Source organism: Megasphaera sueciensis (genome assembly GCF_050219315.1).
In the GTDB taxonomy this organism is placed as follows: domain Bacteria; phylum Bacillota; class Negativicutes; order Veillonellales; family Megasphaeraceae; genus Megasphaera_A; species Megasphaera_A sueciensis.
In genome coordinates this window covers 2,877,928-2,904,220 of sequence record NZ_CP116939.1, presented here as the reverse complement: position 1 = coordinate 2,904,220, position 26,293 = coordinate 2,877,928, and the positions used below count along the sequence as shown (strand labels likewise).

At 41.5% G+C, this 26,293-nt stretch carries 28 protein-coding genes, 1 tRNA gene and 1 riboswitch; of the genes, 4 read left to right on the top strand and 25 right to left on the bottom strand.

Annotation, left to right across the window (positions count from 1 at the left end; all coding sequences use genetic code 11):
* Positions 1–22: 22 nt before the first annotated feature.
* Positions 23–958 (bottom strand): DDE-type integrase/transposase/recombinase, encoded by a 936-nt coding sequence (locus tag NXG62_RS14050; protein ID WP_427089594.1) that lies wholly within the window; start codon positions 956–958, stop codon positions 23–25.
* A gap of 515 nt (positions 959–1,473) precedes the next feature.
* On the opposite strand from NXG62_RS14050, the gene NXG62_RS14045 reads away from it, so the two are divergent.
* Complete coding sequence (locus tag NXG62_RS14045; protein ID WP_427113023.1) at positions 1,474–1,761, top strand: hypothetical protein; 288 nt, start codon at positions 1,474–1,476, stop codon at positions 1,759–1,761.
* 614 nt (positions 1,762–2,375) lie between these two features.
* On the opposite strand, the gene NXG62_RS14040 is transcribed toward NXG62_RS14045, so the two are convergent.
* From NXG62_RS14040 to ylxM, 9 genes are read right to left on the bottom strand one after another with little or no spacing between them, the layout of a single operon-like run.
* A complete protein-coding gene (locus NXG62_RS14040; protein ID WP_427113022.1) occupies positions 2,376–3,110 on the bottom strand; it encodes a YebC/PmpR family DNA-binding transcriptional regulator in 735 nt (244 codons plus the stop codon).
* 13 nt (positions 3,111–3,123) lie between these two features.
* Complete coding sequence (locus NXG62_RS14035) at positions 3,124–3,699, bottom strand: RNA methyltransferase (protein WP_427114290.1); 576 nt, start codon at positions 3,697–3,699, stop codon at positions 3,124–3,126.
* Entirely contained in the window at positions 3,699–4,430 is a 732-nt protein-coding gene (trmD, locus tag NXG62_RS14030; RefSeq protein ID WP_427113021.1) for a tRNA (guanosine(37)-N1)-methyltransferase TrmD, read from the bottom strand. The genes NXG62_RS14035 and trmD overlap by 1 nt, the downstream gene beginning before the upstream one ends.
* Positions 4,430–4,924 (bottom strand): ribosome maturation factor RimM, encoded by a 495-nt coding sequence (rimM, locus tag NXG62_RS14025; protein WP_427113020.1) that lies wholly within the window; start codon positions 4,922–4,924, stop codon positions 4,430–4,432. The genes trmD and rimM overlap by 1 nt, the downstream gene beginning before the upstream one ends.
* A 5-nt stretch (positions 4,925–4,929) precedes the next feature.
* The gene (locus NXG62_RS14020) at positions 4,930–5,337 is read right to left on the bottom strand and encodes a YlqD family protein (RefSeq protein ID WP_091647311.1); all 408 of its coding nucleotides are present in this window, start codon (positions 5,335–5,337) and stop codon (positions 4,930–4,932) included.
* An 8-nt stretch (positions 5,338–5,345) separates the two neighbouring features.
* Positions 5,346–5,573 carry a KH domain-containing protein gene (locus NXG62_RS14015; protein ID WP_091647313.1) on the bottom strand — a complete coding sequence of 76 codons (228 nt, stop codon included), beginning with the start codon at positions 5,571–5,573 and terminating at the stop codon, positions 5,346–5,348.
* A gap of 15 nt (positions 5,574–5,588) precedes the next feature.
* Positions 5,589–5,855 (bottom strand): 30S ribosomal protein S16, encoded by a 267-nt coding sequence (gene rpsP / locus NXG62_RS14010; protein ID WP_091647315.1) that lies wholly within the window; start codon positions 5,853–5,855, stop codon positions 5,589–5,591.
* Between the two features lie 41 nt (positions 5,856–5,896).
* The gene (gene ffh / locus NXG62_RS14005; protein ID WP_427113019.1) at positions 5,897–7,252 is read right to left on the bottom strand and encodes a signal recognition particle protein; all 1,356 of its coding nucleotides are present in this window, start codon (positions 7,250–7,252) and stop codon (positions 5,897–5,899) included.
* An 18-nt stretch (positions 7,253–7,270) separates the two neighbouring features.
* Positions 7,271–7,600, bottom strand: coding sequence for a YlxM family DNA-binding protein (gene ylxM, locus NXG62_RS14000; RefSeq protein ID WP_427113018.1), 330 nt, complete (start codon positions 7,598–7,600; stop codon positions 7,271–7,273).
* Positions 7,601–8,089: 489 nt separating this feature from the next.
* Here ylxM and NXG62_RS13995 point away from each other — a divergent pair, with 489 nt between their 5' ends.
* Positions 8,090–9,085, top strand: a complete 996-nt coding sequence (locus NXG62_RS13995) for a LysR family transcriptional regulator (RefSeq protein ID WP_427113017.1) — start codon at positions 8,090–8,092, stop codon at positions 9,083–9,085.
* 53 nt (positions 9,086–9,138) lie between these two features.
* Here NXG62_RS13995 and NXG62_RS13990 read toward each other — a convergent pair whose 3' ends face one another.
* The 5 genes from NXG62_RS13990 to NXG62_RS13970 all read right to left on the bottom strand — a co-directional run bounded on the left by NXG62_RS13990 (position 9,139) and on the right by NXG62_RS13970 (position 14,435).
* Positions 9,139–10,314 (bottom strand): phosphoribosylaminoimidazolecarboxamide formyltransferase, encoded by a 1,176-nt coding sequence (locus tag NXG62_RS13990; protein WP_427113016.1) that lies wholly within the window; start codon positions 10,312–10,314, stop codon positions 9,139–9,141.
* A 41-nt stretch (positions 10,315–10,355) separates the two neighbouring features.
* Positions 10,356–10,433: riboswitch (ZMP/ZTP riboswitch) on the bottom strand.
* A gap of 53 nt (positions 10,434–10,486) precedes the next feature.
* Entirely contained in the window at positions 10,487–11,302 is an 816-nt protein-coding gene (locus NXG62_RS13985) for an MBL fold metallo-hydrolase (RefSeq protein WP_427113015.1), read from the bottom strand.
* A 42-nt stretch (positions 11,303–11,344) separates the two neighbouring features.
* Complete coding sequence (locus tag NXG62_RS13980; RefSeq protein ID WP_427113014.1) at positions 11,345–12,181, bottom strand: Asp23/Gls24 family envelope stress response protein; 837 nt, start codon at positions 12,179–12,181, stop codon at positions 11,345–11,347.
* Complete coding sequence (locus NXG62_RS13975) at positions 12,178–12,987, bottom strand: PHP domain-containing protein (protein ID WP_427113013.1); 810 nt, start codon at positions 12,985–12,987, stop codon at positions 12,178–12,180. Before NXG62_RS13975 ends, NXG62_RS13980 begins: the two co-directional genes overlap by 4 nt.
* A complete protein-coding gene (locus tag NXG62_RS13970) occupies positions 12,984–14,435 on the bottom strand; it encodes a leucyl aminopeptidase (RefSeq protein ID WP_427113012.1) in 1,452 nt (483 codons plus the stop codon). Before NXG62_RS13970 ends, NXG62_RS13975 begins: the two co-directional genes overlap by 4 nt.
* A 178-nt stretch (positions 14,436–14,613) precedes the next feature.
* Between NXG62_RS13970 and NXG62_RS13965 the strand changes: the two genes are divergently transcribed.
* Positions 14,614–14,689 (top strand) — tRNA-Lys (locus NXG62_RS13965).
* 148 nt (positions 14,690–14,837) lie between these two features.
* Here NXG62_RS13965 and NXG62_RS13960 read toward each other — a convergent pair.
* Entirely contained in the window at positions 14,838–15,521 is a 684-nt protein-coding gene (locus tag NXG62_RS13960; protein WP_427113011.1) for a DNA-methyltransferase, read from the bottom strand.
* Positions 15,522–15,745: 224 nt separating this feature from the next.
* Here NXG62_RS13960 and NXG62_RS13955 point away from each other — a divergent pair, with 224 nt between their 5' ends.
* Positions 15,746–16,711 carry a hypothetical protein gene (locus tag NXG62_RS13955; RefSeq protein ID WP_427113010.1) on the top strand — a complete coding sequence of 322 codons (966 nt, stop codon included), beginning with the start codon at positions 15,746–15,748 and terminating at the stop codon, positions 16,709–16,711.
* 238 nt (positions 16,712–16,949) lie between these two features.
* Here NXG62_RS13955 and NXG62_RS13950 read toward each other — a convergent pair whose 3' ends face one another.
* From NXG62_RS13950 to NXG62_RS13910, 9 genes are all read right to left on the bottom strand, one after another.
* Complete coding sequence (locus tag NXG62_RS13950) at positions 16,950–17,543, bottom strand: hypothetical protein (RefSeq protein ID WP_427113009.1); 594 nt, start codon at positions 17,541–17,543, stop codon at positions 16,950–16,952.
* A 65-nt stretch (positions 17,544–17,608) separates the two neighbouring features.
* Positions 17,609–17,923, bottom strand: a complete 315-nt coding sequence (locus tag NXG62_RS13945) for a hypothetical protein (protein WP_427113008.1) — start codon at positions 17,921–17,923, stop codon at positions 17,609–17,611.
* 105 nt (positions 17,924–18,028) lie between these two features.
* Entirely contained in the window at positions 18,029–18,619 is a 591-nt protein-coding gene (locus NXG62_RS13940) for a GH25 family lysozyme (RefSeq protein WP_427113007.1), read from the bottom strand.
* 12 nt (positions 18,620–18,631) lie between these two features.
* Complete coding sequence (locus NXG62_RS13935; protein WP_427113006.1) at positions 18,632–18,874, bottom strand: hypothetical protein; 243 nt, start codon at positions 18,872–18,874, stop codon at positions 18,632–18,634.
* Between the two features lie 36 nt (positions 18,875–18,910).
* Positions 18,911–19,120, bottom strand: coding sequence for a hypothetical protein (locus NXG62_RS13930; protein WP_427113005.1), 210 nt, complete (start codon positions 19,118–19,120; stop codon positions 18,911–18,913).
* 11 nt (positions 19,121–19,131) lie between these two features.
* A complete protein-coding gene (locus tag NXG62_RS13925) occupies positions 19,132–20,247 on the bottom strand; it encodes a phage baseplate protein (RefSeq protein WP_427113004.1) in 1,116 nt (371 codons plus the stop codon).
* Between the two features lie 41 nt (positions 20,248–20,288).
* Positions 20,289–25,325 carry a host specificity factor TipJ family phage tail protein gene (locus NXG62_RS13920; RefSeq protein WP_427113003.1) on the bottom strand — a complete coding sequence of 1,679 codons (5,037 nt, stop codon included), beginning with the start codon at positions 25,323–25,325 and terminating at the stop codon, positions 20,289–20,291.
* Positions 25,315–25,713: a C40 family peptidase gene (locus NXG62_RS13915; protein ID WP_427113002.1), complete on the bottom strand. Its 399-nt coding sequence runs from the start codon at positions 25,711–25,713 to the stop codon at positions 25,315–25,317. The genes NXG62_RS13920 and NXG62_RS13915 overlap by 11 nt, the downstream gene beginning before the upstream one ends.
* Positions 25,706–26,293 (bottom strand): DUF1833 family protein, encoded by a 588-nt coding sequence (locus NXG62_RS13910; protein ID WP_427113001.1) that lies wholly within the window; start codon positions 26,291–26,293, stop codon positions 25,706–25,708. Before NXG62_RS13910 ends, NXG62_RS13915 begins: the two co-directional genes overlap by 8 nt.

The following is a 26,293-nucleotide window of genomic DNA, read 5'->3' as shown; positions in this document are numbered from 1 at the left end:
ATGTAGGTTTGTCAAACATATGTTACACAGTAGCAAGAAAAGAACGAAGGACTTCGTTAGGAGATTTCCAAGCCAGAGGACGCATAGGAAAATTATTGTATTCTCTACTACGTACTGCTAACTGTTTTTTGAAATCTGCAAAAGAATAAAAACGATGCTCCGCATAGAAGTACTCGTTGTCTTTTCGATGAGAGCGCTCTACCTTTCCGTTATGCCGCGGCGTATACGGCCGTATTTTTTGATGGATAATGTGATAGGCTGCCAATTGTCGTTCAAACAGCGTGAGTTCCGCTGTCTTACTTCGACCAAATCGGTTGGTGAATTCAAAGCCATTGTCGGTTTGGATTTTACAAATGGGAAACGAGAATCTTCGTACCAAGTGTTGGAGAAATATCGTGGAAGAATAGGTGCTCTGTTCTTGGAATGCTTCCAAATACCGAACGCGCGTACATTCATCGATAGCCGTGTATTGGTACATTCTTTCACCCAGCGCATGTGCCTGCCCCACGATGCAAGCAGAAGGAACTACTTTGACATCTACCTGCACTTTTTCTCCAGGGAACAGTGCTTGTTGATAGGGCTTGGGGATGTACTTTGGGTTCGGTACGGATTCCCGTGTGAGTCCGATACGCTTTAAACAGCGATATAGGCCCGTGATGGATCGTGTATATCCCCGTTTTCTTAGCTTGATCCAAAACACGACCAGCCCGGCATGCGGATTTCGTCGTCGCATATTCTGAATAAACGTTATCTCTTGAGACGTGTGCTGATTGGGATGATGGTGAGGGCGTCTGGATCGGGGCTGTAACGATGCCGGGGTCCCATCATAGCGCCATTGCAAGCGATAGATAAACTGGCGATTCGTACGATATTTTATAGCAGCAATAGTCACACCATATTTTCTGGCGTAAGAAAGAATAGATAGACGATACTTTACATCTTGTGTTATGCTGTTCATGAGAGAGCACCCTTTCTGTTGTGGTTTGGTATAGACAACTTAAGCATAACACAAAATGGTGCTCTCTCTTTTCTGTTTTTGTAACATATCTATGGTAAACCTACAAATAGTATTGCAGAACAAAAGCAGACCGTATATAAATTTCATATTTATATCTTCTTCCGATTGTTATCAAAATATGATATGTCCCATCTATGATTCAAATATAATATGCTATATAATTAATATATAGCATATATTTGATAACCCATATGCTATTTCTGAAAATATCATCAATTGCAATTGATTAAACAATAATTGATGATATTTCTGTTACCCAGTGGACTGCCGGCATTTTTCATACAAACGGTCCGCATAAGCGGCTGCAGCAAATTTAAAGAGATGTGCCAACCTGTATAAAAGAAAATAAACTGTTGCTATCGCCCATGAAGTATACACTCTATTAAAAAAACAGGTACACTTTTCAATAAAAATCTCTGCCTTGTTTGATTTTCATACAGAAAAGAGGTATTGATATGAATAAATTTGATTCTGACATTAAACACACATTGGCAAATAAAGAATCTCAGACAATGCATCCCGGAAAAATAATTAAAGCCTATATTGAATCTGTTGAAATGACTACCGAAACATTATCTAAAACGCTTGGCATCCCTACAGAAAATCTTAAAAGTATAATAACCGGAGACACGGATTGTCCATTTGATATTATCTCAAAATTAGCTAAAATAACAAAAATTCCGTTGGACAAATGGCTGGAATTCAAGAATCATGAAGAAGCGAAAGATAAACAAAGCAAATAACGTCACAACCGCCATATTTCATAATACTTTTAAAACTACATAAATTTCTTATTTTCGGGTATCAATACTGCATGATATATTTATAAAGTAAACACGATTTTCTTTAATCAGGAAGATCCGTCATATTCTAGCATGAACGGATTTTTTTCTTTGACGTAATATTATTATTATCCTGCAACGTTTCTCTCTATCATTGTTCGGTACCTTCATATATAGAACATTTATAACACATTCATGTTTTACCTAATAAACAAAACACAGTATCGTATATATTTTTATATAAACTGCTTTTATGTTTATATTTGTTGTGATAAAATATAAATATGGACACTTCATCGTCCATCACACCTTGAGCCGTTGGTCCTTCACCTGCCAACGGCTTTTTATATTTCACCAATTCTCATGGCGAATAAATCCATAATACCATATAGTAAAAAATAAATGGATTGTACTTACACCTTACCCCGGGTATATCAAAAAATTATCTTTCTCATTGATATATTATTTGTTTACATAGACAAATATCATGCCACAGTTAGGCGGAAAACACATACACTATTCCGCACAAAAAAAACGCCACTAACAAAATCGCATAGCGGCGCGGTTATCATGTATTATTCATCTTCTTCAGGTATGTCACCATTATGGTATACATCCTGTACATCATCAAGATCATCTAATGCATCTACAAGATTCTCCAGCTTGCGGCCATCTTCCATGCCAAGAGAAATCGTATTATCCGGAACCATCGTGATTTGAGCAACTTCCATAACGATGTTATTTTCCTCCAACACTTTTTCTACTGCATCAAAGGCTTCCGGTGCTGTAGTGATTTCGTATTCTTCATCCCCTGTTTTGACATCATCGGCTCCTGCGTCCAGAGCCATCATCATCAGCTCTTCTTCATCCGCTGAATCTTTAGCCACAACAAAGACGCCTTTATTCTTAAACATCCAAGCAACACAGCCGGTTTCTCCCAAGTTACCGCCATGCTTAGAAAATACATGGCGCACTTCTGCAGCTGCACGATTGCGGTTATCCGTAAGAACGCTCACCGTAACGGCAACACCTGCTGGCCCGTACCCTTCATATACGATTTCTTCGTAATTTTGCCCGTCAGCAGCACCCGCGCCTTTCTGGATAGCGCGCTTGATATTTTCTTTAGGAATGTTGTTTTCTTTTGCTTTCTGCAATGCCAGTTTCAGCCGCATATTACCAACGGGATCAGCTCCGCCCATACGAACCGCAATGGTAATTTCACGGCTGATTTTTGTAGTAATCTTGCCGCGAATAGCATCGTTCTTGCCTTTCTTACGTTTAATATTGGCCCATTTTGAATGTCCAGACATGAAAATGCCTCCCTTATTGATTCCACCAAGCTTCGCCTGCCAAACGGTCAAGAATAATAGCCGCTGCCGAACGTACGGATAGGTGGTTATACTCCCCAGAACCATAAATAGGTTCCAGGATGAAATCAAACTGCTCCATCGTTTCTTTCGTCATACCATAACCGGTCCCTAAAAGCAACAAGATCGGCACCGTTTCTGTTTCACGCTTATGCCGCAGTTCTTTATAGGAAATTGTATTGGCATACGTGCGCGCATCGGTCGTAACAATATACGGACGTTGTCCTTCCTGTTCCGTCACCGCATCAACAGCCGCTTCGATGGAAGGGCGGATGTCGACAATATCAAAAGCTTCCGTACGGTACGAATTATATTTCCGTCCCGCCGGACTGCGCCAGAAATCGATAATTTTATGCACCATATCGAGTTGTCCCTCGATATGATGGATAATAAAATATTTTTTTACGCCATACGTCGTAGCGGATCGCGATATGTCGTGAAGATCATAATTCGTGATAGCCGTAGCAATGACGTTAAAATTCTTATCATATATTGGATAATGCACCAACCCTATATATAAGGATGATTTCATCATTCCATCTCCCGTTTCAGCTGCGCTAATAGTTCCTTGTCAGATGGTGATAATGCGCAATTTTCCAACAAGTCGGGCCGTTTCGCAAGTGTTCTCTGCACGGATTGCCGATGCCGCCATGCATTGATTTTTGCATGATCGCCGTTGCACAGTACCTCAGGAACACGATAGCCGCGAAAAAATGCAGGTTTTGTATATTGTGGATATTCAAGCAGCGACGTATAAAAAGAATCTTCTGCCGCACTGCCCGCAGTAAGAACGCCTGGCAACATGCGGGCTACCGCATCGGTAACCGCCATAGCAGGAATCTCTCCTCCTGTCAGTACAAAATCCCCCACGGAAATAGTCTCATCAGCCAGATAATCTTCTACCCGGTGATCCACACCTTCATAATGTCCACAAAGTAAAATAAGCTGATCATAGGCTGCCAGTTCTCTGGCTTTCGCCTGATCAAAGGTCGAACCACTTGGTCCCATGAGAATAATACGTCTTTTATCCACACTCCGCCGCACTGCTTCTACCGCCCGGAACAGCGGTTCCGCCTTCATAAGCATTCCTCTGCCGCCGCCATACGGCGTATCATCCACCATATGATGTTTATCATACGTAAAACTGCGAGGATTTGTCACATCGAGATCCAAAATCCCAGCCTCACGGGCACGTTTAATAATGCTGTGATGGTAAAAAGCTTCGATAAATTCAGGAAATAAGGAAATTATATCGATTCTCATTATTCTACCCACTCCGGTGGATCTACCACCATTTTCTTCGTTTCCACATCAATGGATTTAACAACTTCATGAATTGCCGCCAGCAGCGTTTCTTTTCCTTCTGCATCGGTCACAACATATACGTCGTTACTCCCCGTTTTCAGGACATCCGTAACGGTTCCTAAATAATGATCATGCAAATCATACACCCCGATTCCTATGATATCAAACACATAGTACTGTCCTTTTTTAAGGGGTGTTAGATCTTCCCGCGGTATTTGCAGTTCCTTCTTCAAAAGAAGTTCTGCAGCATTGCGGTCATTGATACCGGCAAGTTTCATGAGCACCACGCGCTTGTGAAAGCTGGCATGCTCTATTTCATACTGTATCCCGTCAATATAAACACATTTCATGTGCAGAAATCGTTCGGGAAAGTCCGTATCAGGATAAATACGAACATCACCCCGCACGCCGTGCGGGGCAACTATTTGTCCAATCGTAATGAAATCAGCCATCTTACTTATTGACGGATGGCAATGATTTTGCCATCTTCCAGCAAGATTTCGGTACCAACCAACTTATCCAAATCGTCACCGACTTTTACCAAAACAGTCTGTTCGAGCTGTCCTTGATTGATTTCGGAGCCGATATCCAGCTTTTGTGCTTCTTCGTAGGCATGCTGAGCCTGTGCCTTCGTAGCATTGAGTCGCTGCCGCTGTTCTTCCAATTGAGCCCGCAGGGAAATAAGACCTTGCGCATCCATTTTAGCCTGATCAACCATCATGCGTTTTGCCTGAAATTCCAGGTTTTGCATTTCACGGTCAACATCAGTCAGATTCTGCTCGGAATTTTTGAGGATTTTAGCTTTGAGCGCTTCTGTAACCTTTGACTTAACGGCAACAGGGCAGCGCAATGTAATTTGATCCATGGCTCCTCCTATACAATATCTACTGATACTTTTTTATCAGCCTTCACTGCCGCAGCCTTTACAACCAGGCGTATTGCTTTTGCAATCTTTCCCTGCTTGCCAATAACTTTCCCCATATCTTCCGGGGCGACATGAAGCTCATACACTTCGAGGCCTTTCTTTTGATTCTTCGTAACTGTAACTGCTTCCGGGCGTTTCACCAACGCTTTTGCAATACATGCAATTAATTCTTCCATAGCAATCAGCCTCACTTACTTTTTAGACTCTTCAAACTTAGCCATAATACCGGCTTTCTTGAAAAGAGAACGAATCGTATCGGTCGGTTGTGCACCTTTGCCGAGCCATTCTACAGCAGTTTCGACATCGACATTCAAAGATTCTATGCCCTTAGCAGGATCATACTGACCTAAGGTAGCAACAGGACGACCATTATTGCGGGCATTGTGAGAATCAGCAACAACAACACGATAAACCGGATTCTTTTTAGCACCTAAACGAGCTAAACGAATTTTAATCATTACATTTCACCTCCTCAACGTAATATCCTCACTATCGAGGCCTACATATGGAACGGGAGACGCGGCATGAAGCTACGTTTTTTCCCTTGTTGTTTTTTAGCCATTTTCATCATTTTCTGCATTTCTGTAAACTGTTTGATGAGACGGTTTACATCTTGGACACGAGTACCGCTGCCTTTCGCTATACGGCGTTTGCGGCTGTCCTTTATAAGCATCTTCGGATTGGAACTGGATCGTTCTTTAGTTGTCATGGACTGTATAATGGCCTCTAAGTGTTTAAATTCCTTTCCATCCATATTGATTTTATCAATTTCTTTCTTATATTTTCCAATACCGGGAATGAGTCCTACTAAACTACTCATATTTCCCATCTTTTTAACCATGTTCAGCTGAGAAAGGAAGTCATCAAACGTAAAGCTGCCGCTCTTCATGGTTTTTTTCATTTCTTCCATGGATTCTTCATCAAAAGCAGCTTGTGCTTTTTCAATGATCGTCTCCACATCGCCCAAATCCAGTATACGAGAAGCATACCGGTCTGGGTGAAATTCTTCAAGACCATCCAGCTTTTCACTGACGCCAATAAATTTGATGGGTTTTCCGGTAACAGCTTTAATGGACAAGGCGGCACCGCCGCGGGCATCCCCATCAAGTTTGGTCATGATAATACCGTCGATTCCCAAAGCCTGATCAAAAGCTGACGCGGCCGTAACCGCATCCTGCCCGGTCATCGCATCGACGACCAGCATGATTTCATGGGGATGCACTGTTTCCTTAATGCGGACCAATTCATCCATCAAGGTTTCATTAACATGCAGACGCCCTGCCGTATCGACAATGATAATGTCCTTCAAATGGCTAAGCGCAAAAGGAATCGAATTTTGAGATATCTGCACCGGATCCTTGCTGCCTTCTTCGGTATACACAGGAATATCCAACTGTTCCCCCAACACTTGTAATTGAGAAATAGCGGCCGGCCGGTATACGTCACCTGCAACCAGCAAGGGACTCTTCCCCTGACTCTTAAGCATTCTAGCCAATTTGGCCGCCGTCGTCGTTTTCCCGGCTCCCTGCAGCCCTACAAGCATAATAATCGTAGGCGGACGGGAGGAAATGGTAATGCGGCTCTGCGTGCCACCCAATAACTCGGCTAATTCGTCCCGGACAATTTTAATGACCGTCTGTGCCGCATTCAATGTACCGAATACTTCTTCGCCAACGGTTTTTTCTTTTATTTTCTTTATAAAATCTTTTGTTACATTAAAATTAACATCAGCCTCAAGCAATGCCCGACGCATCTCTTTCAGTGCTTCGTTGACATCCTCTTCGGAGAGTTTTCCTTTACCGCGCAGTTTTTTAAAAGCTAACTGAAATCGTTCCGATAAACTTTCGAATGGCATGGGGATCTCCTTTTATCATCAAATATCCAAATGATGTAAGATATGTTTTGCTTTCTCTATTTGCACTGCATCACCCTGTTCAAGCAGTGACACCGCTTCCGATAAGCCTATCCGCAGCGCATTAACGCGTTCCAGCAAATGTAACCGCCGTTCATATCCTTCCAACGCGTTTCCGGCACGATGCAGCATATCATAAACACCTTGTCTTGAAATATGAAGTTCTTCACCGATTTCTGCTAACGACAAATCCATGAAAAAATACAGCTCCATACAACGATGCTGCCGCTCCGTAAGCAGCGGCCCGTATATATCAAGAAGTCGTCCCTTGCGGACCATATCTTCTAACATACCTTCACCGCCTCCTGACAATTGTGCATATTGTCAGTATACAGCAGCTCTTTTTATCTGTCAAGTATTTTTACTTGTCAAGCATGTGTTCGGTGAAGAGATGAATAAACAACCGCAATAATTTTGTTTCTCACATGCTAGCGGTATCGGATTCCTTTATTGTTTTGATTGTTTCTGCTACAACATATTCCATGAGGAGACCTTTAGTTGTAATATATTTTGCTGGCTAGGCAGTGTATCTATTATCTAAACTTTCTATTTTTTAACAATATCTTACCGAGGACTATTTTACACTAGTCACTTATCAATATTGTCACTGTTCGTATAACTATACGTTGTTCACATATGTACACAAGTTGTTCAAATCATACAATTTATTTCTACATTAATTGAAAATTTGACAATGACAACATAAATATTATGCGTTATAATTATGTTAAATGTGTACTCGTATATACAATATATCGAAGGGGGAAAACAAAATAAGCTATGAATACTAAGCAATTACAATATTTTATCGCCGCTGCAGAAAATGAAAGTTTTACAAAGGCAGCTCAACAATTTCATATTACCCAGACAGCCATCACACAGCAAATCAAATCGTTGGAAGATCAACTGCAAGTTATGCTGTTTACTCGAATTAACCACCGAGTCGTACTAACACAAGCAGGCCGGTATTTTCTCAAAGAAAGCCGTGCATTGGTATATACACTTGATAAATCGGTCGATCAGGTCCGTCTTATCGGCAAGGGAATTTCCGGTTCCCTGCGGATCGGCTGGATCACTGGTTTTGAACAAGCACCGCTACATCTGCTGATCCAACGTTTTCACGAGTCGCATCCGCAAATATCACTGCAGCTAGAACGTAACAGTGCCGTGAATTTATATGACAAGTTGCAAAATAATGATTTAGATCTGGTTTTTAATATCCGTTTTGATATTGGCCGCTATAAAAATGTTTTACAACTCCCCATTCATGAATTTCCCGTTGTTGCCGTTCTCCCCAGTTTTCATCCGCTAACGAACAAAAAATATTTATTCCGCGACGATCTACGTGCCCAGGCCTTTATTGTAAGCCGCACGGGGGAAACCATTACCGACCAAAATGAGTCTATCAGCCGGTATATGACAGCAAATATCAAATATGGACAAATCTATTATGCGAATGACACCGAGACCATGATGCTTATGGTTTCTGCCGGTTTGGGTATTTCCATTGTTCCTTCTTATATGATTCCCGCCATTAATAATAACCGCATCAAAACCCTTCCCATTCGTGGTATCAACATGAAAGCCGAAATTATTACTGCCTGGCTGGATGATACAGACAACCCGTCCTTGCCGCTGATGATCCAAACCATAAAAGATTGGAAACGGATTATCGGCTATATTCCGAAACAGAAAAAAACACATCCCAATGTAACAGACACGGGAACTTTATCCCGTAATTCACTTAATCATAAGAAGACAAATCCCAGATATTAATATCTGGGATTTGTCTTCTTATGATTAAGTATCTCATTCTTTTATGGACTGAATCAATGATGGAACAAGCGCAGTCCGGTCATGGCCATGGCCATGTCATATTTATCACACGTTTCAATAACATTATCATCACGGATAGAACCGCCTGCCTGCGCAATATAATCGACGCCGCTGCGATGAGCCCGTTCAATATTGTCACCAAACGGGAAAAATGCATCACTTCCCAAGGCAACACCATGAAGCTGTGCAATCCAAGCTTTCTTTTCCTCTCTGCTTAAGGGTTCCGGTTTTTCTGTAAAAAGATTTTGCCAGACGCCATCAGCTAAAACATCTTCGGCATCATCAGAAATGTATACATCAATTGTATTGTCCCGATCAGGCCGGCGAATATTTTTTTTAAACGGCAGCGACAGTACCTTTGGATTTTGGCGAAGCCACCAAACATCAACCTTGTTCCCTGCCAGACGAGTACAGTGGACGCGAGACTGCTGCCCCGCACCGACGCCAATCGTCATGCCGTCCTTCACATAACAAACAGAATTGGACTGTGTGTATTTCAAAGTAATGAGTGCCACGAGTAAATCTCGTTTCGCCGCTGCAGGAATATCTTTGTTTTTTGTCGGTCGATTTTCAAAAAGATTGTCCGTAATTTTTACATTATTCCGTTCTTGTTCAAAGGTTACTCCGTATACTTCCTTGCTTTCTATACCGGCCGGTACATAATCCGGATCAATTTTCAGTACACAATAGGTTCCCTTGCGCTTGGATTTCAGAATCGCCAAGGCTTCTTCCGTATATCCGGGAGCAATCACACCATCAGAAACTTCACGTTTCAGGAGAGTCGCTGTTTCTGCATCACAAATATCGGACAGAGCGACAAAATCGCCATAGGAACTCATACGATCTGCCCCGCGTGCACAGGCATATGCACATGCCAGCGGAGATAACTGCAAATCATCTACATAGTATATCTTTTTAAGCACATCACTCATACCGGCAGCTACCGCAGCTCCGGCAGGACTGACATGCTTAAAGGAAGCCGCTGCAGGAAGCCCCGTTGCTTCTTTTAATTCTTTGACCAACTGAAAACTGTTAAATGCATCCAGTAAATTAATATAACCGGGACGTCCATTCATTACTTCAACAGGCAGCTCGCTGCCATCCTTCATATACACCCTGGCTGAGGCTTGATTTGGATTACAGCCGTATTTTAATTGCAGTTCCTTCATCGTGAATTACCTCCCAAAAAAATAAATGCCGACACCTCTGGAATCATTGCCCAGACGGTCGGCTTTTCTTAGTCATGCTCCCCGTGGTCATTCCACTTCCGTCAGTCACATGAACTCATGCATAAATTATACCTTTGAAAAACAACCTTTGTCAATGAAAAAATAGCATATATCACGACAGTTCGATGACCTCCAAATCATCAGGAACATAGAGTCCCCCATCATAATACATGATTCCCTCCGCCGTATATTGCGCCTTACGCCTTGCCAAGTCCGTATCTTCTGTATGATATAAAACCAAATTACCGCACTGCAAGGCCGCCGCCGTTTCACAAGCTTCTTTTACCGTACTATGATGTTTTTCATACGGCTTAAACCGTGTACGATCACGATACAGGCAAAAAGCTTCTGCTAGCAGCCAGTCACTATGCTCCGCATAGATACGTGAATGTTCGTTAAACGGTTCATCCCCCAGACAGGTGAGCTTCTTTCCGTCAGGTAGCTGTAAGCTATAGCCGAATTGTTTTGCCTTAGTAGATAAAATATCGAAAGCCTGTATATCCATTCCCAAAACAGAAAACCGTGTACCATTTTTTATTTCATGGATGTAGATTCCGTTATCAATTTTCGCTTTATGTTTTCCCGTTAATGTCAAATCACAAATAACACGCAGCATATGCGCCACTTCATCATGGCAGTAGATGTGGAAGTCTCCCTCATAACTGCCTGTCAGCATATACATGGCAATGCGGCGGATAACCCAGACAACTCCCAAAATATGATCGGTATGCCCATGCGTAACAAACAAATGATGCAGCCGCAGATACGCAACCTTGGCAGCCTTCAACTGCCTCAATATTCCGTTGCCCCCGCCGGCATCGGTAAGAAAACAATCCCCCTCTGCATTCTGTATAACAAAACACGTGTTGTAGCATTCTGTTACCATCGCACAACCGGTTCCCAGCATAATTAATCTTTCCTTAGACATGTCCCGAAAGCTCCTCTTCCTGATTGTATTCTCTGTCAAACGCTATGCTTTACTTAGCTCAATTCCATGAATCGTTATTCTTAAAACATCGACAGACATGCCGGTAGTATATTCAACCTCATGTTGAATCGCGTCCTTGACCTGATGCATTAAGGCTCTAACATTTTCGCCGTACAAAATCGTGACGGACAGCGTGACATCAATGCCGCTTCCTACATCTTGCGTGCTTTTTCCGACTTTCACCTTGTTTACCCCGGCAATGCCGTAAATATCGGTTAAGGTATGATGAATCAAACGCTGCAATACATCGTCCGTAAAAGTCAATTTTCCATAATAACTGAATACCGGACGTACGACAGAGCGTTCATACGTTTCTTCTGATTTTCTGCCGTTTTTTTTCTTAAAAAATGAGCGGATAGATCCCAGCAGATATCCTCTAAAATGAGACTTTAATTCCATTGTCGGAACAGGAATTACATGTTTTCCTTCTCTGACGCGTATCGTATGAGCTTTGGATATTTCTTCAGCAGAGGAGATCTCTTCTATGTGGATAAACGCTTTAGGTTCAGGAATCGCAAGCATTTCTGCAATCTTACGCACCATATGTGCGGAAGTCCCTAACACAAGAAGCTTCTCCGGTTGGATCGTTGCTAGTGCTTTCTGTACCTCGGCCGCCTGCGCTGCATCAGAGAAAATAGCGCGTCGTGTTGCCTTTAGCTGATTTGTTTCTTCCTTGGCTGAACGTCCGGCAACAATTTTATTCTGATAAATCAAGATTCCGTCATCAATGATGCAATCTATATCGTTGTCATGTGCTACAACCAGTGCATGATGGCTTTTACCCGTTCCAGCCGCGCCAATAAATCCTATAACTTTCATTTTTTTCTCCTATATTCGAGTAATGTATGCAACCGTTCCGATGGAACATAAAATTGTCCCACTATTTCGGGGAATCTTCCCGGAACACCATGAAAATCAGAACCACCGCTAATAAGCCAATGCCGCTTTTCCGCAATTTCCATAAACTCGTTTTCTCGTCCTCGGTTCTTGGGATGAAAAACCTCAATACCATCAAATGCATAAGGTAACACAGCCTGCAGATTATGCTGAATCAGTCCCGGATGTGCGAGAATAGCCACCCCGCCAGCCTCATGTATGAGCTGAATACATTCCTCAATCGTACAGCGCTGATACGGTATATACGCCGGAGCGCCCCGATGCAGTACCTCTTGGAACACTTCTTTAATAGTTGCAAAGTACCCCTTTTCAATAAGCATTCGTGCAATATGCGGCCGTCCCACCGCCACGCCCTGCTTGATCAATCCTTCGAGCGGAGTGCGGTCCAACTTATATCCAAGCCCAGCTAATCTATCAACGATTTTCAGCGCTCGTTCCAATCTGCGCTGATGAAAAGTCTGGCAATATTCCCGTATCGCTTTATGATCCGTATGGATATAATACCCTAAAACATGAATATCTTCACCGTTATATTCCGTGCTGATCTCAATACCTCGTATAACGCCGACCGACGAAGAAAAAATACAAGAATGGGAATACGCCTCCACGGTATCATGATCAGTAATAGAAATTTCACCAAGCCGAGCAGTCTCCGCCATCGCTATGAGTTCTTCCGGCGTATACACTCCATCTGAGCACGATGTGTGCATATGTAAATCAACATTCATGGCTGCCCTCCTTTCAGAAGTTCCAATACCGTCTTGATTCCGACTCCCGTAGCACCAAAAAATCCGGTTTCATCTTTTTGTTCACAGAAAGCGGTTCCGGCAATATCAATATGAGCCCAGGCAACTCCCGGACGAATAAACTGCTTAATAAACAATCCCGCCGTAATCGCCCCGGCGTTACGACCACCTGTATTTTTCAAATCTGCTACCTCACTATGCAGCAACGATTCGTATTCCCGATCTGCCGGCAGCTGCCATACCCGTTCATTCATGCGGGCAGCTCCCTCAAAAATATGATTGATCCACTGCTGATCATTTCCGATAACACCAGAACGGACCGTCCCCAGCGCCGTTACACAAGCGCCGGTCAAAGTCGCCAAGTCTATAACCTTCGTCGCACCCAGTTTCTGGGCATAGGTCACGCCATCAGCCAAAACAAGGCGGCCTTCGGCATCGGTATTTTTGATTTCCACCGTTTTGCCACTTAACATCGTAATAATATCATCCACATGGAACGACATGCCGGAGGGGATATTTTCAGCCATCGGCATGACCGCCATCACATTGACAGGATATTTCAGCAACATCAATGCCCGAATAACACCTAACGCCGTGGCAGCTCCTGCCATATCGGACTTCATGAACTCCATATTTTCATGGTCTTTCAGCGATAATCCCCCGCTGTCATAGGTAATTCCCTTACCGACAACAGCCAATTTGTCCCGGCTTTCCGTATTACCGGTATATGTGACCGTTACCATTTGAGGATTATTCATACTGCCTTTTCCCACAGCCAGAAGCCCGCCCATTTTCAACTTTTCCAGCTGCCATTTATTCAAGGTTTCTACCGTAATATTTTCGCTCTTGCACAACGCCGTGGCAATATCAGAAAATTTTCGGGGGGTTAGTTCATTCGGCGGCATATTGACGAGATCTCTCGCTGTTTTGATACCCTCATAAATAGCGGTATACACATAACACATCATGTTCAGCTCTTTAACATCCTCTGCAGAAGTCACGAGATTGACCATAGGTACAAGATGAGATTTTGTGCTTTTCTTATAATGATTAAACTCGTAATTGCGAAACAAAAGGCCGTCAATCAACGTCGGTATATCTGCCTCCAACGTATCCACCAAAACTGCCAACTCGGAAATGCCCTGCGCCATGGCAGTTGCCATTATTTTACGGGCAATACAGAAATCATCAGCCTGCCCATAAGGATACGGCTTTTTACCGATACCGACAAGAATATAATTCTTTACTTTTTCTTCATCAATCAGAGGAAACACGGACACAGACGGATACTCTAAAAGCTCCGGATGTCGGTCTACATATATGCGAAGCTTCTCGCTATCCTTTTTCGGAATTTGTGTCAACACCCGCATCCGGTTATCAACCCCGACGGCAACATTATCCAAGCTGCCACTGCCATTACAAGTAATCATGTTTATCCCTCCAGCTAATCGCTATCTATATATGTTTATTATACATTTTTCCTATAGATAAAATCAATGAAGGAACTTGCATATTCGGTTGTTTACTGTATCTTCCTCTCTTTTCAGAAAATATACTTGATTTTTTCAACAAAATAGTGTATTATATTTTTTGTGCTCATAAACATGTGGACCACTAGCTCAGCTGGTAGAGCACCTGACTCTTAATCAGGGTGTCCAGGGTTCGAGCCCCTGGTGGTCCACCATAAAAAGTATGATAACCATGCCGTTTGCGCGGCATGGTTGTTTTTGTATATACGAGAAAAAACAGCTCATCTACACCCTTATCTACACCTTTTGTAAAATTTTTGCATTATGCACAAAAAAGGTCCTATTTAAAATAGGGCCTTTTAGCTATATAGCATTCATTATTCTTTTCTCAGCAATATCATAATATACTTCAGTCTTCTCAAATCCAATATATTGCCGGTTATGTTTCTTGGCTGCCACGCACGTCGTACCGCTTCCCGCAAACGGATCTAAAATAACTGACCTTTCCGGAACAATTTGTACTAACTCTTCCATGAGCGGTGTCGGCTTTCCGGTCAAATGGAACTTATCTTTTTGTTTCACTGGAAAATTAAAGCAGCCGGGATACGGTCCTGCATGTTTGGCTTTAGAACACTTTCCATTCGTGCCCCACACAATATATTCACATTGATGTCTAAAATAACCCTTATGCGGTGCTCTCGCTCCCAGTCCTTTATTCCATGCTACAATACCACGCCATATCAAGCCGCCCATTTGCAAAGCATCTGAAGCCGTCGGCATCTGCCGCCAATCAGTAAACATAAGGAAATATCCACCAGGCTTAAGAATCCGCTGACAATCAGTAATCCATAAGATACACCAATGCAACCATGAACGTTGATCCATGGTATCACCCACAAAATCCGGACGATGGACAATTTTATTATCTGATTGTTCATACTTACTGGATGGAGTTTGTGCTCGTGCGTTCGCAGTTTGACCACCGCTGCAGTATGGCGGATCTGTAATAACCGCATCCACGGAATTATCTTCAAGCTGCTGCAGCAATTCGATGGAATCACCGCATTTAATTTGATTTAAAAACTTTTCGTTCGTTTACAATCACCTCATAATAATAGATTCTGACTAGTCTACTGGTATTGTATCATGACAACAGCTAGGATGCAAACATTTGTTCTGTTTGAAAATAAATATTGATTAACTTGTATTTTCATCATTTTTAGCATACCATTTGTACTAGTTCATATAAATTAAAAATAGGAGCTGAGAACATGGAAAAAAGAATATCTTATATTTTACTAGGAATCTTTATATTTGGAATAATACTATGTATTATAAGTTGGTTTAGCAAACAATGGTTCCAAAGCATTGAAATAAATATAGGAACAGGATTCATTACTAGCGCTATTATAATTTATCTTTATGATATGACATTAAATAAATATCATAAAAAAGAAAATGAATTGAGAAAAAACATTGCACTTAATTCTCTATATGAAATACTAAAAGAATACTATGAAGTTATCATTTATGGTTTTTTTAAGTCTTCTGCTAAACAAGAAATACGGATTACTTCTTTAGATTATTTAATTTCCGATGAATATTTTAGGGAAGTTGACTATCTTGATTTTAATAAATCTCCTTATTTAGAAAAAAATGATCCTAGGCAAAACAAATTAAATGTACCTAATATTATGAAAAATTATCAAATTTTACTTGATGCTAATAAATTTTTATCCGATTCTTTATTAAGTGAAGTATTGCTTGTTTTCGGAAACTTAATAGATACTGAAATTATTACATTAATACAGAAGTTTCGGTTCTCATCCTTTATATCATATTCTTACAAATTACCTCAATTGACAATTTTTTTTAACCAACCTGGTGCAAAATTTCTAATGCTAAGAAAAGGCTCACCAGATAATCATATAAAAACAAATAATTGGTTACCAAAAAAAGAAAATGAAGAATTAATGTCTGCTTGGAAATCTCACAATAAACTATTCATCAAAATTGTCAAATGCTACAATAATATTGTTCCTCCAAATAAGCAATTTAATATAGAAACATTAAATAATAATATAAATATAGAATGGGGTATTTGCAGAAGCAGCAAATTCAAGGCAGAAATGTTAGAAATTTCTCCCCAGATAAATTTAGATCACATAAATAAAAATTTTGAAATGTTAAACAAAAAATTAGATCAAATACAAAAAGATATATCTAAAAATCAATAATATTGTTAATTTTTCACAATCTCGTTAATACAAAATAGCTAAAAATAAGGCACTGACCACAGTCAGTGCCTTATACAATATTTTCTAGCCAAATCCATTAATCCGCTCTGAATATTTACCACAATAGAAGATATAGCATTATTAATAGCATAAATATACAACCGATTGCAGATTTTCACCCATACACTAGATAACACATTAATTTTTGCTCCATATGTTTTTTTAGAATAAAGTAAAGTCACCATTCTTTCCATGTATAATTCACCGCATAATCCGGCTTTCCATGACCAACATATACCATTCCTTCCCACTTGCCTGCCTGATATCCAGCTCCCACGGATAAACCATTATCGTGATATAAAACTCCGCCCTTGAGTTTATGGTTGTTTCTGAGATTGATTTTGTACACATCGACCTGCTGCTGATCAGTGTTGGCCGTTACAACTGTCCGGTCTGTTTTTTCAACTGCTGCTGTTGGTAAGTTATTTGTATTTTTGCCTGTAGCCATCGTTGTTTTAATATTGCTTGCCGTATCATCTGCAGCTTTTTCCAAATTGGGTGCAGTTACATAATACGTAGTTTCCGGTGCAACTTTACCGTCATAAATGTATTCAATTTCTTTAACTAACTGCCCTGCTGTGTTATCATCTACATCCAAGGTATTTTTTAATTTACCCGAATTGGTCGTATCTTGGTATTTCATTACCTTAGGCGCTTCCTGTGCCACCTTTTCATGATGCAGGTAAAAGTATAAGCCGCCACCCAGTAAAACGGCTACAACGGCAACACAGGCAATTGTTTTTTTATGTTTCTTCATTTCAGATAGTATCATGATATTTTCTCCCTATATAAAAAGAAGGCCGACAGGAATCATACCTGCCGACCTTTTGCATGTAATTAGAAAAATAGTCTATAAATAATGGCAGCTAATGCCACAATTTCAACGCTGTTCAACACTTCATTACCATATTTTTCCCGGAATGTTTTTTCTGCGGTTTCCACATTTGTCACAACGGATTTTGCTTCCTGCTGCAGCTTGTCTTCTGATGCCGTAATTTTTGCTTTCAAGGATTTTATTTCATCAGCATACAAATCTTTGTCATCCTGTTCCAAATTAGCCAAATGCTGCTTCATATTAGCAATATCCTGTTCCACTTTCTCTTCCGGTGTTACCGAATTCTGTGCTGTTTCTTGTTTAACTTCTTCTGTCATAATGATCCACTCCTTAATTGTTAACTAAAATAAAAAATTAAAACATATAAAAATTTCAAAAATACTACCAACTGCCTATTGGCCATTTGTTAACTTAAAAAATAATTACAATGGGTCGTCATACCATTGATCCGTATCCACGTTGGTGCCATCAATATTCCCATTTTCACTATCCTGCCATGCTGCCATGTGCTTGTTCGGATATTGTGACGGAAAATCACATTGCGATACCCCATATTCTGCTACCCAATATGGGACATAATCTCCCAACGTATTAGGATTAATTTCATTTTCCCCTTCGCCAAACTTTCCATCAGAAGCATAAATTCCACATTTTAACCCTGCATCGTTTACCGTACAAATAAATGAACTACATAAATCTGTTGGGTTAACCCCACTGTTAAAACATTCATCTGCCTCAATATCGTACCATGTTCCCAGTGGTGGAACCCTGCCATTTAGATTCGCTATTAAATTTTGGGCTTCCTGAATAGCAATATCTGTTGAAGTAGCATGAGAAAATAAGTAAACGCCCCATTCTAATTCCTCATTTTCTACGTCCTGCAAAAATGTTTCAAAATCAGCGTCCTCGCTTTGCCCTTCTTCAATTTTGATGACAACGCCATCCACACCGTTATTTCGTAAATCGTCAAAATTAAGACCTTCCTGCCAATCAGATATGTCAATTACGTTCATGTAAATCATCTCCTATTTTTTGTCTTCATATGGATTTACCCCATCATCACTATTCTTCCAGCTGTCCATGATATAGCGTACGACAGCTAAAACACCGGCACCACTCAGTGTAGTAAATCCGTCCCAGCACGACTTGATTTCGAATTTCATGCCATACAATGCGTCTGCAAAATAGCCAATTGCCCAAAACAAAAACAGGAGCAAAAATGCCCCTGCTATAATATCTAACATATGTTTATGCATTTTTTGTAACAATGTATCACCTCCAGACTAGATACATATTTTAATGGATCACTTCCTTTCCAATACCTCTACGCGCTCCTCCAGACCGTCAATCCGTTTGTGTGCACTATGCACGGATTCATCTGTAGACACCTGCAACTTGGCAAGCTCCTGCACTTGTTCCGGCCATTTGGCAATTGGATTAATAATAGAAAATTTAATTAAGACTCCGACCATAGCCACTAACCCACCTATAATTCCCACCAATACTCCCTCCATGCCGCACCTCCTTATGCCGTTCTCTTCCAACAATAAGCAACAATGTATGGTGGCATGTTATTATGTGCTTGTCCGTCACCAGTACTATTAATAGTTATATTATGGGAATGTAAACCAGCTGCATTAGTATTAATATCTGACCAATTCCATTGCTGTCCATTGCCACCTAAATGCCCCACATTACTGCCAGCTCCGTGGTATGCGGGTGAATTATTTTTAGTATATGTAATTGAATGAGTATGCTGTCCTTGTGAATCTGCTGATGCCCCATGTCTATGACTTGGCATTTCATTGATAGTTAATATATGGGTTGCTTCACCTGCAGTGTCCCCTGCTTTATAGGTATCACCTGCAGCAAGAACAAACTTATCTTTAATTTGTATCCACGTACCGCCAAATAACGTTGAAGGATCTGTATTGTCATCGTTCCAATAATAACTACCTACCGGATATACAACTAATAAAATAGTTTTCAATACATCTGAACTAATACTATTAGCACTTCCTACCGCTACCTCAATATCTATATCTTCACTTCCATCATCTGATACTGATCCCGTTGCATCTCCTGTAAGTGAAATTTTCCGTGCTGTTTTTAATTTTGTTGCTGTTGCTGCATTTCCCGTACAACCAACGGCCATAGGGACTGTTCCCGAAACGGCAATCGTAATTTTATCATTAGTGGCATCTGGTGTCACCGTAATATTGGCTCCGTTTACTATGGTGAGCGTATCTTGTTTATTGTCGGCCTGTATCGTAGTACTTCCCACAGCAATATTACTAATTGCGTTTTGATTCACCTCCGCCCCTGCTTCCACGCCATCCAGCTTAGTCTTATCGACACTGCTCATAAATCCATCAGCGTTCTTCGTAGCATCACTATGAATATGGGCTATGTCGGAAAACGAGGCACTATGTTTGCCATCCAGCATATCGGCATTTAAATTTGTATTCACATTTCCATTGCTAACAGGTATTTGCCCTGTCGTATTTGCAGGAATCAAGCCCTGTAATTTTAAAGCATTTACAATCTGGTCACTAATGATAGCCCGCAATTGTTCCCGCATTTCAGCCGGAAACGTCGATAGATATTCATCATCTGTCGGCTTAGTGCTGTCGTATGCCATCGAATCACTCTCTTTTCCGCAATAAAAAACGCCTCTCGGCGTTAATATCCTTTTATACGAATATCGGCAGAACCACCCACATCCGTATTAGATGCATCTTTTATTTTTATGACGCAATAACGTACTGTTTTACTGATAAGTTCTGCGTGAAGATTTTCCCCCAGTGCCGCAGGTACAACTGCCGGAACCGTATAATACGTATGGCCATATAATACCGTTGTGCCACCTTTTGGGATTGTCGCTGTCAATGCGATATCGGTATCCGGCACATCAATAGAAACGGTAAATTGATTTACTTCCGGCGTTTTAGCTGTATCCGTTGTTGCTAAAAGGACTTGGAACTGAACATACTGGAATGTATGTTGAATAGGTTTAAAACCTTCCCAATTTAACCACGCTGTTCCATCCTGTGATGTCCGTATCTGCAACACTGCACTGCCACCTTTTAACATAACTGAAGAAGTAAACAACGTAATGATATTGGCAGTAACGATAGAACCAAGATCAATGACAGCAGACGTATATATCCCCTGCGGATAATATGTACCATCAGCATCCTTCATCAGTTTGAGTACAACGCTGCCACCAACTTCAGAAAATTTAGTTGTCGGATAATCGGACCACTTTCCACCTATCGTTTGGAAGTTGATCAACGACTCACCAAACTCCGTATTTTCATGAGAACCATTTGCTAATTTTATTTCATCGTAGGTTTTAATTATATTTCGGGGTGATAAATTTTCTACTGTGAGTGATACACTGGCTGCATTTTTACTATAATGGCCACTATTATTGATGGCTTTTACAAAATACCGGTACAACCGTTCTGTATCAATAGTTACCGTATAGTTGGTATTAGTCACCCCAGTCGTAACTAAACTGCCTTGTTCAAAAGAATATCCTTCCCGAATTTCATACCCCATAACATCAGCATCTTCTGATTTATCCCAATACAGTTCCACCGCATCCCCGTTCTGATATGCTACCAACCTTGTTATATCGGATGGTTCCACCTGTACGGTTACTGCAATCGATGTTTCATCGGAGTAATACCCGGCGGCATTCATGGCCTTTATCATAACTTTTGAGGTACCGGACTGGGTAAGATGATACGTCGTATATAATTCTCGGGTAAATGGCAAAGGTTCACCGGAATCCCAGTTATCACCAATCTTCACCTGATATCCTAATAAATCACCATCCGTAACTTCTCCCCAATTAATGTCCAATACTGCCCGGTTACTATTATCTTGTGCCGCTTGCACACTAGGTACGATATTAGGTCGCAAATCATAGACACCGATGACAGACGCAGCATACTGGCTTTCATTACCCGCAATCGTAACAGCTTTGATCAACCATGTATGTGTATTTTCATCTTTTACAATCACCTCATATAGCGTACCGGAAATTCGGGGTGATACCACGATTGCAGTATCCCAGTTTACCCCTTCCTTTATCATATAATATGCCACATCAATTTCTTGGGGGGCATCCCACGACAAGGTTATTTTCGTCCGATCCATTTTTGATTGTACAGCCTTAAAATTTTCCACATCTAAAGGTTGTATGAATGCCACAAAATCAATACCGGCAACCGAGCTAACATATCCCGCCACTGTAACTGTCTGCACCATGTAATGCCATGTACCATTTCCGGGAAGGGCTACGGTAAGTTTAATTTCTTTTGTTTTAGCTACAAGTATCCCGACATCCCATGAATTGCCATACTTTACAGCATAATAGGCAATATCATTACCACTCGGAGCCGTCCATGACAATACGGCTTTAGATTTATCCTGTACGGACTGTTCCATAGCTAAATTAGTTACTGCTGCCGGTTCCAGCGTAACCTGTTCTATCAATTTCACCGGATTGATACTATAAAATCCTTCTGCATTAACCGCTTTGATCCAGAACGTGTAACTACCCGAAGCCGGTACTGTATACTGTGTCGTGGTCGCTTTGGTTTTTGTGATAATGACGATACCCTCATCCCATGAATCCCCCATACGGATTTCATAGTATGATAAATCCACTTCTGTATTAGCAGACCAGTCAAACACCGCCATAGACCGGTCCGCATCACGCTGCTGCACCGTAAAATCGGTTACATCTGCCGGTTCACAAGTGATTATTTCCGTCACAGTTATCTGGTTGGCCGATTCATTGTCACTGTTATCTACGGCAACAACGGCAAACGTATATGTCCCAGACTTAAATGCGGTATACGTATAGGTTGTATCCGTCAAAATATTACTTATCAGTACCCCATTGACATACACTCGGTATCCTTTGAGGTCAACATCGGTGTTCGCTTTCCAGTCAAGTTTAACTTGCGTTCTATTGGATACAATCGAAGAAGCCGTCAATCCCACTACATCATTCGGTGGCGAATCCCATCCCGTCATAGCAATATTTGCTGTCGTAAATGCAGAGTTGATGCCACCCAAGGAAGCGCAGACTTTTACATAATAGGTTCCCGGTGGATTGACATCGGTTATTTCAGCCGTCATGCTTTCCGTAGAACCCCACGATTTCCAAGTTACTCCGTCATCAGAATAATATACATAAAATTTATCTGTTCGTTGTCCTTGCACTATATTCCAGGCAGCACGCAAAACATGATGTTTCGTACCATCAGCCATACAATAATTATATTCTGTCAGCTTTACCTCTGTTGGCGGTTTAAACGCCGTAGGGTTTGTATAATCAATAACAGGATATTTACTATAATCTATGGCATAAACTGCTTCATCGTATTCTGCAACAGTAAGTGTCACCCGGTTGTCACCGTCCCGTTCTGTTTTAATAATACGGAATGGTTTTACGGCTTTATCCACTAATCCAAAAGCATATGGATCATATTGTACTGGCATTTTTGCACTGTCAAAGGCAGTCGTTACGGTAAGTGTATTGGTCGTTGTATCTACAGATATCGGCACCGTTTCCACTTTCACAATAGTATCGCTGACCGACAAACTGATCAGAATCATATAGGTCGTATCCGCCGATAATTCTACTTCTTTATCAAGTATAACCGTGTTCCCACTGGCAGATACAATTCTGCCGCTTGCCATTCCTAATTGCGATACGGCATGGTTATACCCGATGATATCCCCATACTGGCATACAATACCCGCAATATCAACACCAAAACTGATGGACTGTACTTGCCGTTCATTCGTAGCCAGATAATAGCAGCCTTCCCTATGTGCCTGTGACCGCCGTTTCACGCCAAACAACGTAACTTGCGGAGTATTATCCTGCACGGTTAAGTCGTTGGCATAGGTAGGCGAATAAATCTTCATAGGTGTATTCTTGAAGTCATTATCTGCATCGTTGTAGATAAGCTCAACTGCTTTTGCTCTGTCCGATACCAATGCAAAACTTCCTTTCACACTGGATACGGTCGTCTGTCCTTCTCCAAATATCTGGCAAATCGTTCCCGGCTTATCCACGGTTATCCCATATTGGGTACCATGTCGAATGATAGCAGCATGGCCAACGGCAGCGGCTTTTTGTGCTGCTGTCCATGTAGTAATTGCCGTATTATAAAACGCGTCGAACTCAAATCGTGCTTCCGTGCCGCCGTTGTTGTTGTCAATCTGGTCGTCTGCATACGCGGCTGCTTCTACCCATTGATCATAATATTGGGTGAAATTTTTCTTATCGCTCCCTTCTACCACGTACTCGAATTGTCCCGTATTGATATTTTCTAATAATTTACATTTATGAAGTATTGCGTAGGCTGCCCATATTGGATTTCGTGCACTCTTTGCTTCATAAGCAGACGTATTCGGATTCCATACATATACCGTATTACGCCATTGCCGCCAGTTTACATTCGGCAGACTGCCCGACAATTGGTTTGTTGCCTTAATTCGCAGGGCAACAAGGACTTTACCGGGATGTGTCTTAGCCCCGTCATAAATAAAAGACGATAACGTATTCCACTGCATGTAGGTACAATACCGTGTCCCCGTTGGTAAATTTTCTCCAGTCACCCGCACATCATATTGTCCGGCTGTAAGATTTTGTGCAATGGTATAGGTCCGATAGATAGCCGAATTCGTACCTTTTTCCAGTTGATACGTGTTGGCAACATAATTATTATTTACAACCGGGTTAATCCAGTCCGTATCTCCCGTCTTTCGATATTCGATACGGAAATTGACTTTTTGTTTGCCATAATTCCCATCAGAATTAACATAATATATACCGCTTGGAAATTCTATCGTTACATCCAACCGTTGCGCCTTACTGGTTTCTGTTGTCCTGACAACAGATTTACCATTAACAATTTGCATTCCCACACTTTGGTCCAATACAGAATCCGGAAAAAAAGAAATTGGTTTTTGATCATTCGTTCCCAGTCTTGTTTCGATTTGCACATCATCAAAACTGCCATCTTCTAATCCAGTCGTCCCAATCCGTAAATCAGTTATTTTATCTACCGGTCCCCAGCCACCACACAGGAGTAAATCCAAATACTGAACATTACTGTCTTCATCATCACTGTTGTTGGTTTCTACATGTTCTTCCAATAACTGCGGGGTTGGCATAACTTCGCCGAATGTTTCTCCAATTACCCCACCTTCCGTTGTCTGTACTTCCGGTAAATTCCAACCATAATTTGTTTCGCTGCTTTCATTGGTTTGATCAATATGGCATATACTGTTTATAACCCTTCCGCCTAACGTAATAACAGCACCGGCAGCTAAGGTCCGCAACAATACCGCTCCAAAGGCTTTTGTACCACCAAACCATGTTGCCCCAATTCCACCGGCATATACCGTCAGCGCAATCATTGCCGCCCAGCCGAGGACTTGCATTACTCCTTTTCCCATATGTGGAGTTACGATAAGCTGACCGCCGCCTTGCGGATAAAAATTTTCCGGATTAGGAACTAAGTAGCCATTGTAATAAACTATTTTACCCGTTGGATCTAAATACGAAAAAACGGTACCATTGGTAACAGGTACCGTACGGATTGTTCTGTTTTTTGGTTCAAATGGATTTTTTATCTCCATTATTTGTATGGTCTTTTGCGAAATCACCATTAATTCACGTTTCATACGCTGCCTCCGTAGGCCAATAATATCCAACAATCCGCGGTCCCCATCGTTTGATGCGATCAATTACGACGCCGGTCTGTTCGCTATATGCGTGGATAAATTTTCCGTTCCCTATATATATCCCGCAATGGTTCGCCCATCCGGTATCCAATAGCCGGATCACCACCAGACAGCCTGATATCGAATGATCTAATTTTTTCCATTCCTGCCGACCATCTGCCATATAACAAGCTACGTCCTGCGTTGCTTCACTGCTGCAGACATAATCTTTTAATACAATTCCTTGCCGCCGGAACAGTTCTACTGCGAGACCCCAGCAATCATACCCGTGCCCATCTCTGCCACCATTCCTAAACGGCAGTCCTACTAAGTCATCATATTTAAACACTATTCATCCCTTCTTCCCCGCCAAACCGAGCTGGAATCAAACACGAGCCTGCCGTATTGTTGCAGCTTGTCCCCGATCCATTATATCCGCACCGGACAGACTTAAACTTGTACGGACAATATTGTGCCGCATACGTGGCAAAGGGAAATCGGTTCTTGATTTCCGGCGAAGAAGTAAGCTTGAATGTGATCCACTGTTCATCATACGATGTATTGTCAACGATAAAATCAAACTCATCCAGTGGAGTAGTCGTATCCAGATAGTTAGCATGGACAATATAAATAGTGACTTCTGCACCGCCAAACCCTTTGTTTTTTTGGATATATTTCTGGAGCAGCCCTTCACAGTTGCTGATAGTGATCTGCAAGCTTGGTTCTTCCTGCCCATCCACTGTTGCCATTCCAATATTCAAAGGATATCGAGTCCATATCTTTGCGTTCCACGTCACATCTTCTGTATTGCGGGCTAAGTAGATAGGTTCGTCCAATTCCTTATACGTTACTTTAACGAGTGCTAAAAATGGCGCATCACTCGCTAATTTATTCTTTTCGAGTATGGCAAGTAAAGGCCAGTTTAACAT